We start from the raw sequence: 11,623 nt of genomic DNA on the forward strand, positions 1-11,623 counted from the left end.
ATGAAGAAAATAATAAGCAAGAAGATACAGAGGAATTAAATAAATTAGATAGTGATAATAATGAAAGCAATATAGATGATACTGTTGAAAATTTAGATGATATACCTAATTTAAATGATGAATTAGAAAATAAAAGTGAAGATGACAAAAATGATGAAGATGACAATAATATAGATGATACTGTTGAAAATTTAGATGATATACCTAATTTAAATGATGAATTAGAAAATAAAAGTGAAGATGACAAAAATGATGAAGATAACAATAATATAGATGATACTATAGAAAACTTAGATGATATACCTAATTTAAATGATGAATTAGAAAATAAAAGTGAAGATGACAATAATATAGATGATACTATAGAAAACTTAGATGATATACCTAATTTAAATGACGAATTAGAAAATAAAGATAATAACCAAGATGACACAACTGAAAACATGGAGGATATACCTGATTCAGATAATGAAGCAAATTCATATAGTACAAAAAATGATGATGATAAACTGGAAGAAACAATTGATAATAACAATGTAGACAATAATAAAAATGAGGATATAATAAAGAGCATTGATGATATTATAGATGATAATAATGAGGGGGACATTTTGATAAGTCATGGTTCTATTTTAGAAGATGAAATAGTAAAAAAAGAAGAAGAATATTTTTCTTCAAGCGATGCTTTTAACTTCTCTCTTAACAGAGATTTTCTTCTTGGTGATTATGATGATGAAGAAAATAGCGATAATAATAATTCTAATTTATCACCTAGTTTCAGGGAAGAATATGATGACGGAGAAGTAGTAAAACCTGCTAGTGAAAAAGACACATTTGATACAGACGATCTTACAGATAAAGATTTATATGATCCTGAAGAGGTACCTAAAATACCAGATGATTTTTACAGAGAAGCAGAAGAAAAAGTAAAGGAAAACATGACAGCTGGTTGGAAAAATGTATTAAAATCAATCAGGGGTAAAAAATTTATCAATAAAAATATGCATGATATGCTTAATTGGATAAAGGAGCAGTCTGGTTTGGATATAAAACATGCTGCTATGCTTACAAGAAAAGATGATGGTAGCTATACTATAGATGAATCTCAGAATATATCAGACGCTACAAAAGATAAATTAAATATAACTGAAAATGAAGCTTTATTTAAAAAGATTTTATCGCATAAAAAAACTTTATATGTATCAGATCCGTTTTCTTCTGATTCATTAAAAAATAAATTTGATGCTGCTGACAGAGAAAATATATCTCATATGATATTTGTTCCAGTAGAAAATGATGAAGGCGGATTAAAATCATTCTTCATAGGACTTTCATCTAATTAAATATTATAATAAAAGAGGTAAAAGAAAATAAATGGAATATATTATAGTAGTATCGGCATTTATAGTTATAGGTATCATTGTCAGCTTAGTATTTGGCAAAATATTAAAAATTAAAGTATTCGGCGGCTGGGTAATGATGTTTCTTATATCTACTGCGGGTGCTTTGCTTGGTTCTTATTATCTTCCTAGAATAAGCAATATACAATATGTGAGGATAAATTTATCATCTGCCGTATTAGGTGCTATTATACTTGTTATTCTTTTATATATATTTACTCCTAAATCTTTAAAATAAAGGATAAAAATAAAATGTTTATAAAAGAGATGAAAGGTATAGTAAAACCAAGTATAAAAGATGATGAAGCTATAGAAAATATACGAAAAGCAGCTCAAATAGCACAGGACTCTATAGATTTAGCTTTCAAACTTTGCATCTCTGGAGTAAGAGCTTCTAAAGTAGATAAAGAAGTTGAAAAATTCATAAAAAGCCAAAATGCATATCCTGCAAACTTTGAAGTTCCAGATTACGGATTTGCTACAAGCATATCAAGCGGTAATGAAATAGCACATGGAAGACCTACTAATAATAAAATACTTGTTCATGGGGAACCTGTATGTGTGGATGTGGGAGTAAAATATAATGGATACTATGCTGACTGTGCTAGAACTGTAGTTATAGAAGGTGGTATGGGCTCTGTTAATCATAGAGCATATAAACTTATAGATGCCTGCAAAAAATCTTTAGAATATTCTATTTACAAATTAAAGCCTAATGTACTTTTAAGCGAATATGGAAAAACTGTTGAAAATAAAGTTCATGAATATGGTTTCAGTGTTATAAAATCGCTTACAGGTCATGGTGTAGGTTATGAATATCATGAAGCTCCTTATATATTTAATTTTTATCACCCCAATAATGATGTAATATTAGAACCTAATATGGTACTTGCATTAGAGCTTATGATAACAAACGGTACTGATAAATATGAAAAAGAAAAAGACGGCTGGACTTTATCTACTCCAGATTATTCTTTAGCTGTACATTTTGAGCATACTGTTTTAATCACTCAAACTGGGGTGGAAATACTTGGAATAAAAAAATAGAATTATTAATAAAATTATTCTTCAAGCCACATAGGTTTTCTTTCAAATCCCACATGATAAGTAAGCCATTGAAGAACTACCTGATGTTCTCCTAAATTAAACAAATAAAAATTTCTTTCTATACCTATAATTTTTCCTCTTGGAACTTCATTTAAGCATTTATTTAATAACTCATTTGCTTTTTGATAATCTTCTTCTTTATAGGGAATATTAGGATCATTCTGTCCTACTATTATTCTTTTTACATATCTTATATTAGTTAGATCAAAAATTTTACTGTCAGACATAAAATATCCTATTTTTACTTCATTACCAAAAATCAAATATTATTATACCAAAACAAACATTACTCTTTCAGGTCTATTTATATATTTATTGTTGATTTTTACTCCATACTGAGATGAAAAATAAAGTTCATATTTGTCATCTGTGAAATAATCATATAAACAAAATACATTTTTATATACCTGATAAGCTGTAATGCTGAAACTTATATCAATATCATAGTTTGTATAAGAAAAAAAATTATGCACATCTTTTATATTAAATGTATATTGTAAAAGAGGTATAAGAGAAGAATACTTTTTAAAAAGCTCTCTCTCATAAACCTCTTTCATCAATACAGCTTTTTCGTCTAAAATATCTTTTAGAGACTTAAAACTAATAATCATAAGTTTTTATTTTTAATTAACTATCAGTTTTAGCTTCAGTTTTAGTTTCAGTTTTATTTTTACCTTGAGGGTCACTTGCAGATTCTACAGGAACAATAGTAGCATTTATTATATCCAATACTCTGGCAAGCCCCTCTGGCATTCCCTGATCTACAGCATGCAGTTCCACATGGTATTTAGCAGAAGTATCTGTTTTTCTAGTATTTTCTTTATGAGAACTTACACTTCCTTTTATTTCAGTGCGGGCAGAAAATATCCACCATCCCACTTTTCCAGATGTTGTAGTATCAACTGAACTATCATCTGAACCTTTTTCTTCTTCACTGCTTTTTACTTCCATGTCAAAAGTAATATCTACATTTTTTATAAATAAAGCAGGTACTTTAACCATACTAAGCAAAGGAGCTCTTAATACCATATCTACAGTATCATTACTTCCATCATCTTTTTTTACAATTTTTTTATATGCAAACTCGACAGTCCTAAGTTTTGACTCTGACTTTACTTCTTTACCGTTTTCATCTTTTTTACCATCTCTATCAATTCCAACACTTTCTATAAAGTCCTTTGTAATATTTGCTAATCTTAACTGTGCCTCTGCCGCCGCCTGCAATGGAGCTCCTATAAGAGACGACATTGGAAGACCTGTAAATTGATTGGCTATAACTTTATTATCACCTACTGCCATAAATTTCCTCCCTAAAAATTTTATTTATTATTTTTTATTAAAAATTATTATTAAATATAATTATTATTAATCATCATTTTGATTGTTTTTATTTACTGTTAAAAACCCCTGACTTAAATTTGTTATCTCATTTATAAATTTAGACATTCCTTCACTACTTTCTGATTTTTTTATTGTAATCTCAATATTAATATTTGTACCCTTATCCTTATTAATACCAGCACCTTTAAGATCAACAGATACATCTGAAGAATTATTAAAATCAGACATATTATCTACTCTGTCACCCTTAAATACATCATTAAAAACAGATTTATCTGTTTCTTTTTTCGCTTCTATAAGATCAAGAATAGCTATATCAAATGAAGCTTTTATTGAATCTATATTAAGCTGCGATATTGGAATTAAGTTTATATAAGGAACACAATAATATTTATTACCATATTTATTATTTTCATCAGGCATACCAATTTTCAATCTTATAGGAAATACACCAGGTAAATGCTCATCTTCTTTATTTTCACCATTATCTTTATAATTTCTATTTTTCTTTCTTTTAAAATATTTTGATAAATTACTTACCTGCGTTTCTTCTAATTGGGCTTGGGCTTCAGCAACTGATTTGGCAATTGCAATAATTACATCATTAAATTTAGCCATAACAAGACTCTCCTGATGTATTTTTTTACTAATAATAATTATTATCTAAAATTATTTAAATGAATTATAGTTCACATTCATTAGTTCAAATCCATAATTTCATAATAACCATATATTTTTTCAACCATTTTAATACATTTGATACTAAATAAATTATATTATCTATAAATTTTAATTATTAATATAATATGGAAAGTTTATAGAAAATAATATATACTAATAGAAATTATAATAAAAAATTAATTTTAGGAATATATCTATGGGAAGCGTATTTGGTAATAATATTAAATTAAGTTTATTTGGAGAATCTCATGGCGAGGCTATAGGCTGTGTTATAGATGGTTTTCCTTATGGTATTAATATAGACTATGATTTTATAGAAAGCGAAATGGAAAGAAGAAGGGCTAAAAATGCAAAGCTCTCAACTGCAAGAGCAGAATCTGATAAACCAGAAATATTATCAGGTATTCTCGAAAACAAAAGCACTGGAATGCCTATTGCTGCGGTAATTAAAAATGAAAATAAAAGAAGCGGTGATTATTCTAATTTAAAAATAATGCCTAGACCTTCTCATAGTGATTATACTGCTATGCTTAGATATGACGGATTTAATGATATAAGAGGTGGAGGACATTTTTCTGGAAGATTAACTGCTCCTTTGGTATTTGCAGGAGCTTTAGCAAAATTAGCTTTAAAAGAAAAATTCGATATAGAGATAGCTGCTCATATTAAACAAATATACAATATAAAAGATAAATATCCAAATAATACATTTCCAACATATGAAGAGTTCATAGACAATTACAATAAAGAATTAAGCGTTTTTGATGATGAAGCTATGAAGAAAATGATAAGCATAATAGAAGAAGCTAAAATGAATACGGACTCCGTGGGCGGAATTATAACTGCTGCTGCATTTAATGTACCTGCTGGTTTCGGAGATCCTTTTTACTCATCTATAGAAAGCAGAATAGCTCAGTCAATGTTTGCTGTTCCTGCTGTAAAAGGAATTGATTTCGGACTTGGGTTTGATTTTGTCAATTACAAAGCAAGCGAATGTAATGATCTATATACTATAAAAAACTATAATAATATAAAAAAAGTAGAAACAAAAACCAACCATAACGGAGGCATACTAGGAGGAATATCTAACGGCATGCCTATAATAGTTAATGCTGTGATAAAGCCTACTCCGTCAATATCTAAAGAACAATTAACTCTCAATATAGAAACAAAAGAAGAAGAAACATTAGTAATTAAAGGACGTCATGATCCATGCATAGCTGTAAGGGCTGTACCTGTAATAGAGGCGGCACTTGCTATTGCCATACTTGATTTATGTATAGATATGAAAGGGAAATTACTATAATTAAAAAATATATTTACCGCACGTTAAACAAAATTCTTAAATATAATGTAATTTTAAATTACAAATAAAACCTATAATTATTAACTTCATTCTACGTGCGGTTAAAAACGCAATAAATTTAAAAAACTCTTGGGTGGGCAGCTGAAATAAGAGTATTAAACTAAAAAACAAAAATAGTACATAAGTAACATAATAATACAAATAAATTTAGAAGGGCGGGCAGATGTAATGAAATTTTTAAACTTTTATTAATACTCCAAACTTTTATTCTATGCCAATACATTTTAAATTTTAACTTATATCATATTCATCATTATAAAATATGTCTATAAATAAAAAATTAATATAGAACTCACAAGTATCTTTTAAGTATTAATGTAAAGTCAAAAATTTCATCATCAAAATCTTTATTAAAATCTTCAATTTCTTTGTCCATTTTTATACCCTATTAATATAGTAATATACTAAGATAAAATATCAATAATAAATTTTAAAAGTTTTATTAATACAAACCATTTATTATATATAAATTTACTAGTAGATTTAATTTTTAAATATGTGCTTTTGCAGCTTTTGCCACTGGAAAAGTTGACATAAAAATAAAATAGAACTTAGATATCAATACTTTGTTTTTATATATTTTATCACAATCTAAAGTGTCATTATATTAAAAATTTATTTAACGCACGCTAAGTAAAATTTATATAGTATAACGAAATTTGAATTATAGATAAATTCATGTTTTTAATTCTATTTATCGTGCGTAGAAGTAATTAAAAATTAATTATCCTTCTATATGAGCATCTGTAAAATTAAAATCACAGTCGCTTTCTAATACTATAGTATGTCCCCAGAAAATATCCCCGTCATCAAACCAAAATGTTATAATATCTTCGCTTATAGTTATAGATGTTAAGGTTATTAATTTTTCAAACTCTTCTCTATTTATATGAGGCTTTTCTGCATCATCGTTCCAGCTGTTGGCATCTTCAATCATATTTTCTGATATATACTCTTTTAGTTTTTTGTCAATATCTTTTTTATTAGTAAATATTTTCTTTATTATATCAACACTTTTTTTATTTAGTTCTTCATCAATATCTTCAAATAAGACTGAAATATTATTATCATTCCATAGTATATCTTTACTAAACATGTCTATACTTTTATCAAGCTCAAAATCTCCTAATTCTTCATCTTTATAATAAACAGGCTTAGAATATTTTTCTAATATAATATTTAAATCATTATCTTTATAGTTGGTATCAATAATATCTTCAAGCAGGAACCTCATATATAAATCAGATGAAGTTTTTTCTTTTCTCACCTTTAATCTTGCTATGCTTTTACTTTTAATCATTTGAAAATACTCTTTTGTTTCTTTAACTTTTTTCTGAATAAGAATATTGCCATTTTCTATAATTTCATTAGAGGAAATATTTTTTAAAGCCATAGCATAAATATATAAAGTATAATATTTATCTTTATTAGCCTTACCAGCTCCTAAGCATGATTCTTTAAGCACAAACGCCATGTCTAAAATTTCATCATCGAAATTACTATTAAAATTTTCAATTTCCTTGCTCATTTTGTACCTTTAATTAATTTTTTCCTATACATCAGAATTATATATTTTTCATATTCTAAAGTAAATACCAATCTAATTTTTTATAAAAAAACGGGAATATTTTTATTATTACGTATTTATTTATATAACAAAAAAGGAGTAAAAAATGAAAAAAATTATTATTGCAACTGTTATATTGACTATATGTTCAATAGCATCTGTTTACGGTTACTTGATCCCTAGAGAAGGAACCTATCATTCGGCTCAAGCTCCAGGATCATATATTGTACTAACAAAAGTAAATAATAATCTTCATAATGTTCAAATGTATGATGCTAATGTTGGTGCTTTTATAAATGGTACTTTAAGTTTTCCAAATGCAAGTTCTAAAACTATCATAATTAAATATGATAATGGATTAGAATTTACTGGAAGTATATTGGGAAGAGAATCATTCGGAGTTGGAAATGCTATCTGGAATAAGTCTTTTTAATAACTTTTAGTTATTTTATATGATTTGTTACCTGCATATATTTTCATAATAAAAATATATGCAGGTTGTAAAAGTTTCTATTTTATAAAATAAGATTTTACTGTTCCGTATATTGACGAAGTAAATCTCTTATTAATTTCTAAAGGATTAATATACTCTTCTTCATTGCAGCTGCCATTTTCATCTAGTCTGTGGAAAGCAATATTTTTAAATGTTACTTTTTCGCTAGCCTCTATTCCAAACCACATATATTCAAAATCTATACGGCATGCAATATTTAATATAGAGTCTTTTAATTCATAATAAGTATAGCTTCCTCCGTCTTCAATATCTCTGCTTCTTTCAAATGACATTTTATTTGCCATTGACATTATTTCGCCCGCTGTTATTTCTCTATCTTCAAATGATATAATTTTATTATTTTTTATATACTCTTCTTTCACTTCTTCAAATAATAAATCAAGCTGATTTATAGGCTGTGATATTTCATAGTCGCTTAACTGAGTTTTCCATTTTGATAATTTTTCACTGTCTAATTCTATGGGGTGAACTAAAGTAATATTCTTTTTATTTTTAATAGTATCATCAAATATATATTCCTCTTCATCATAAGTGTTGAAACTTCCGTCTTCCATATATCTGAAACTCTCTATTAAATTATTTTTTTCATCATAAACACCCCATATAAGTTTTAAAGCAAATATATTCATTATAGGGTTTTCTACAAAAAGTTCTGTAAAAGTTTTATAAGACCATTTACGAGCGTTTAATAAAACTTTATTTAATCTTGTTATTTGATTAGAAGTTATCATTTTAATATTTTTCTTTATCAAAGTTAATTCTTTTTTAGCCGCATCTGCTTTTTCTTTATCATCTTTACTGTTTGGAGCAGGAAGTGATTTTAAAACTTTATTGTTTGAATCTGTTACTTCTATAGTGAAATCATTTTTTATTTGAAGTGTAAATACTCTGTCGGCTTCTCCTCCGTAATGAAGTTCTCTTGTACCCTTTTTATCAAAATCCAAATCTGGTATTATTTTATCTATAAGCTCATCTTCTGAAATCTCTAATGCTTTGGCAGTCTTTTTTAATGCATCTTTAGCAGCATTTTTTACCTGATTATTTTTAACTTTTACAGACATTGTATCAACTAATACCAATGCAAATTTGCTTGCATTTAATGCTATAGCATATACTGCATGTGCTGCTAATGCTCCTCTTGAGTTTAATGCCCATTCTTCAATCTGAGCCTTTAACTTTAAGAGTTTATCTTCAGTTTGAAAAAGACAATATGGAATAAGTATATTTTTTAATTTTGTATCTGCCTTATTATCAAGCCAATTTGAATATATATTTTCAAGTGCATTTCTAAGTGAATCAATATCAAAAAACTCTGCTATCTTGTTGCAGTCTTTTAATATTGAAGGCTCTTTTAAAGCAATATATTCCATAAAAACATACTTAACTATATTTAAAGGAGCTTTAGTTTTTTTATCTTTTAATAAAATATTAGAGAGTATATTTTCGTCTATATCTTTTATTAGAGTTTCATGTCCTTCATTATAGTATTTATTTAAATATTCGTTTATTTCATCAACGCTTTTAAATTGAAAATCATCATCAAACTTTTGTAAATCCCAATATTTAATTATCTCTTTATAAACTGTTCTTGAAGTATCTTTTCTTTCATTTGCCAATTTTTCTACTTCGCTTCTAACAATGCTTTCATTATTATTTATTACCAATACACAATGCCTTTTTATTTCTTTTGATTTTGCTGTATCGAGAACTTTGAAAACAAAATCAAATTTATTATCTATTAAACTATTTAATTCATCCCTGAAAATATAATTAATAAATGATATAGTACCTTGAATATTTGATGTTATAGAAGTGATAAATGATTTTTCTTCCATGATAGATTTTGTTTCTTCTACATTATTTTTTATAAGTGTAATAATATCATTTTTTGAATCTAATAATGATAAATAAATATCTTTTAATGGCACTTTTTTATCATTAACTAATTTTTCTTTAGCTTCTAAAATATTTCTATTATAGAATATTTCCTGAATAGAAACATAAATAGAAATTTTGCCATATATTCCGTAATATTTTAATAATTTAGTAGTGATTTCTGATGCTTCATCATTTATACCATCAAGCGACATTATAGCCGATAAATAATGACTGTGATTACTATAAGGGTTTTCTTTTACATATTTAAAGCTTTTAGAAATTATCTCATCAAAACTTTTAATAGGTCCCATTATTTTTAATAACTCAACGCACATTGTTTTGAGAGTTTCTACAATAGCATTGGTATCTATATTATATTTGTTATCATTTGCTGCAAGCATAATTGATGAAAGCATAGCATAATCAAGATATAATTGTTCCAATTTTGAGTTTTCTATTATCTCATAAAGTCTATAAAATGTTTCTCTATCTTCATCATATAGTTTTTTTACTTCTACTGTTAAATATGAAATAAAAAGTGTCTTATTGTTAACGATTGTGTTTAATAAAATACATTCTTTAGGGAAATTGCATAGTTCTAAATATTCAGGTATAAGTTTTTGTGTATAGTAATAATAGCCTTTATCCTCTGAATATCCTTTAAATAATCTTTTATATAGTTTTATAGTTCTTGTCATTTGATTGTATATATTCACAAGAAAATAAATGATATTATTATTTTTATTTAAAATATTCATTAATCTTTTATAAACTTCTTCATCTTTATCAGCTATACTAAAAAGTAATGATATAGTTTCTTCATCATTTATTTTTAGAGAGTCTATATAATTTAATAATTGTTTAATAAGGCTTTTATCATCATCTCTATTTATAAGATATACCAAAATAGTTAATAATAAATGAGGCTCTTTATTCAATAAAGCTTTATTGTCATTTTTTACTTTTTCTAAGTATTGATTAAACTTTTTAGGAATACAGCCTTCTAATTCTAAAAAATTATCAAAATTATTGACTTGTATTTTTATATATTTAAGCCCTTCATTATTCCTTAGATTTACTTTAGAATATTTTGTATCATGTACATCTCCTTGAAGTGTATTATTATAACTTTCTATTAATGCTTTTTCTAAATCTTCACCAGTGCATAATCTTAAAATTACATAAACCTCTTTACCCTTGTATATATCTTTTATTACAGTTTCAGCGTATCTTGACAGAGCTTTTTTATCTTCTTCTGAAGTGTTTTCATCAAAATAAAACTTAATAATTTCTTCTGCATCAATACTGTAATAATTTCTTAAAGTGGGGCAGCTGTTTGATCTTCCGTAAAAATAATCAAGAAATGCATTCTTATTATTTTCATATTGGAATATTCTTTCAAACTTATTTTTTATTTGTTCTTCATTACTGATATTATTCTCCATAGTTAATACCTCATCTTTCAATAGTATTTTTATATAGTATAATTAATTTTTTTCATTATGTCAAATTTTTATTACTGTTGCTATGTTCGCCTTCGCCTATAATTAGCAAATAAATTTATTTATTTGCTGGCTTCGGCTCACTGTTTGGTTTATATGTTTCTTAAGCAAATATTATTATTTTTTAATTGTATTTATATCAACTTTTCCCGTGGCAAAAGTTGCAAAAGCACTCATTAATTAAAAAAACTCTATCTTATATTAAGAAATATTTTAATTAATAATTTTTGTTACATTAAGTATATTATTTCTCCATAAAATGCTTAA

At 26.2% G+C, this 11,623-nt stretch carries 10 protein-coding genes and 1 pseudogene; 5 read left to right on the forward strand and 6 right to left on the reverse strand.

Annotated features, from left to right (window positions below; all coding sequences use genetic code 11):
- The 3 genes and pseudogenes from KQ44_RS08860 to map all read left to right on the forward strand — a co-directional run.
- Positions 1 to 1,343 (forward strand): annotated as a pseudogene (locus KQ44_RS08860) (AAA family ATPase); the annotation flags it as partial.
- Between the two features lie 31 nt (positions 1,344 to 1,374).
- Positions 1,375 to 1,638 (forward strand): hypothetical protein, encoded by a 264-nt coding sequence (locus tag KQ44_RS08865; RefSeq protein ID WP_020003831.1) that lies wholly within the window; start codon positions 1,375 to 1,377, stop codon positions 1,636 to 1,638.
- 14 nt (positions 1,639 to 1,652) lie between these two features.
- Positions 1,653 to 2,447, forward strand: a complete 795-nt coding sequence (map, locus tag KQ44_RS08870; protein WP_096737093.1) for a type I methionyl aminopeptidase — start codon at positions 1,653 to 1,655, stop codon at positions 2,445 to 2,447.
- Positions 2,448 to 2,461: 14 nt separating this feature from the next.
- Here the strand turns inward: map and KQ44_RS08875 are convergent, their stop codons facing one another.
- The 4 genes from KQ44_RS08875 to KQ44_RS08890 all read right to left on the reverse strand — a co-directional run bounded on the left by KQ44_RS08875 (position 2,462) and on the right by KQ44_RS08890 (position 4,466).
- Positions 2,462 to 2,734 (reverse strand): hypothetical protein, encoded by a 273-nt coding sequence (locus KQ44_RS08875; RefSeq protein ID WP_096737094.1) that lies wholly within the window; start codon positions 2,732 to 2,734, stop codon positions 2,462 to 2,464.
- A gap of 42 nt (positions 2,735 to 2,776) precedes the next feature.
- Positions 2,777 to 3,118: a hypothetical protein gene (locus tag KQ44_RS08880; RefSeq protein ID WP_096737095.1), complete on the reverse strand. Its 342-nt coding sequence runs from the start codon at positions 3,116 to 3,118 to the stop codon at positions 2,777 to 2,779.
- A gap of 16 nt (positions 3,119 to 3,134) precedes the next feature.
- Complete coding sequence (locus tag KQ44_RS08885) at positions 3,135 to 3,806, reverse strand: DUF2589 domain-containing protein (RefSeq protein ID WP_096737096.1); 672 nt, start codon at positions 3,804 to 3,806, stop codon at positions 3,135 to 3,137.
- Positions 3,807 to 3,872: 66 nt separating this feature from the next.
- Positions 3,873 to 4,466, reverse strand: a complete 594-nt coding sequence (locus KQ44_RS08890; RefSeq protein ID WP_096737097.1) for a DUF2589 domain-containing protein — start codon at positions 4,464 to 4,466, stop codon at positions 3,873 to 3,875.
- Between the two features lie 259 nt (positions 4,467 to 4,725).
- Between KQ44_RS08890 and aroC the strand changes: the two genes are divergently transcribed.
- Positions 4,726 to 5,835: a chorismate synthase gene (gene aroC, locus KQ44_RS08895; protein WP_096737098.1), complete on the forward strand. Its 1,110-nt coding sequence runs from the start codon at positions 4,726 to 4,728 to the stop codon at positions 5,833 to 5,835.
- A gap of 784 nt (positions 5,836 to 6,619) precedes the next feature.
- On the opposite strand, the gene KQ44_RS08900 is transcribed toward aroC, so the two are convergent.
- Positions 6,620 to 7,423 carry a DUF2262 domain-containing protein gene (locus tag KQ44_RS08900; protein ID WP_096737099.1) on the reverse strand — a complete coding sequence of 268 codons (804 nt, stop codon included), beginning with the start codon at positions 7,421 to 7,423 and terminating at the stop codon, positions 6,620 to 6,622.
- Between the two features lie 145 nt (positions 7,424 to 7,568).
- On the opposite strand from KQ44_RS08900, the gene KQ44_RS08905 reads away from it, so the two are divergent.
- Positions 7,569 to 7,895: a hypothetical protein gene (locus KQ44_RS08905; RefSeq protein WP_096737100.1), complete on the forward strand. Its 327-nt coding sequence runs from the start codon at positions 7,569 to 7,571 to the stop codon at positions 7,893 to 7,895.
- 77 nt (positions 7,896 to 7,972) lie between these two features.
- On the opposite strand, the gene KQ44_RS08910 is transcribed toward KQ44_RS08905, so the two are convergent.
- On the reverse strand, positions 7,973 to 11,299 hold the full coding sequence (locus tag KQ44_RS08910; RefSeq protein ID WP_096737101.1) for a DUF4132 domain-containing protein: 3,327 nt from the start codon (positions 11,297 to 11,299) through the stop codon (positions 7,973 to 7,975).
- Positions 11,300 to 11,623 lie beyond the last annotated feature (324 nt).

The sequence above is a fragment of the Brachyspira sp. G79 genome, from assembly GCF_002379365.1.
GTDB lineage: Bacteria > Spirochaetota > Brachyspiria > Brachyspirales > Brachyspiraceae > Brachyspira.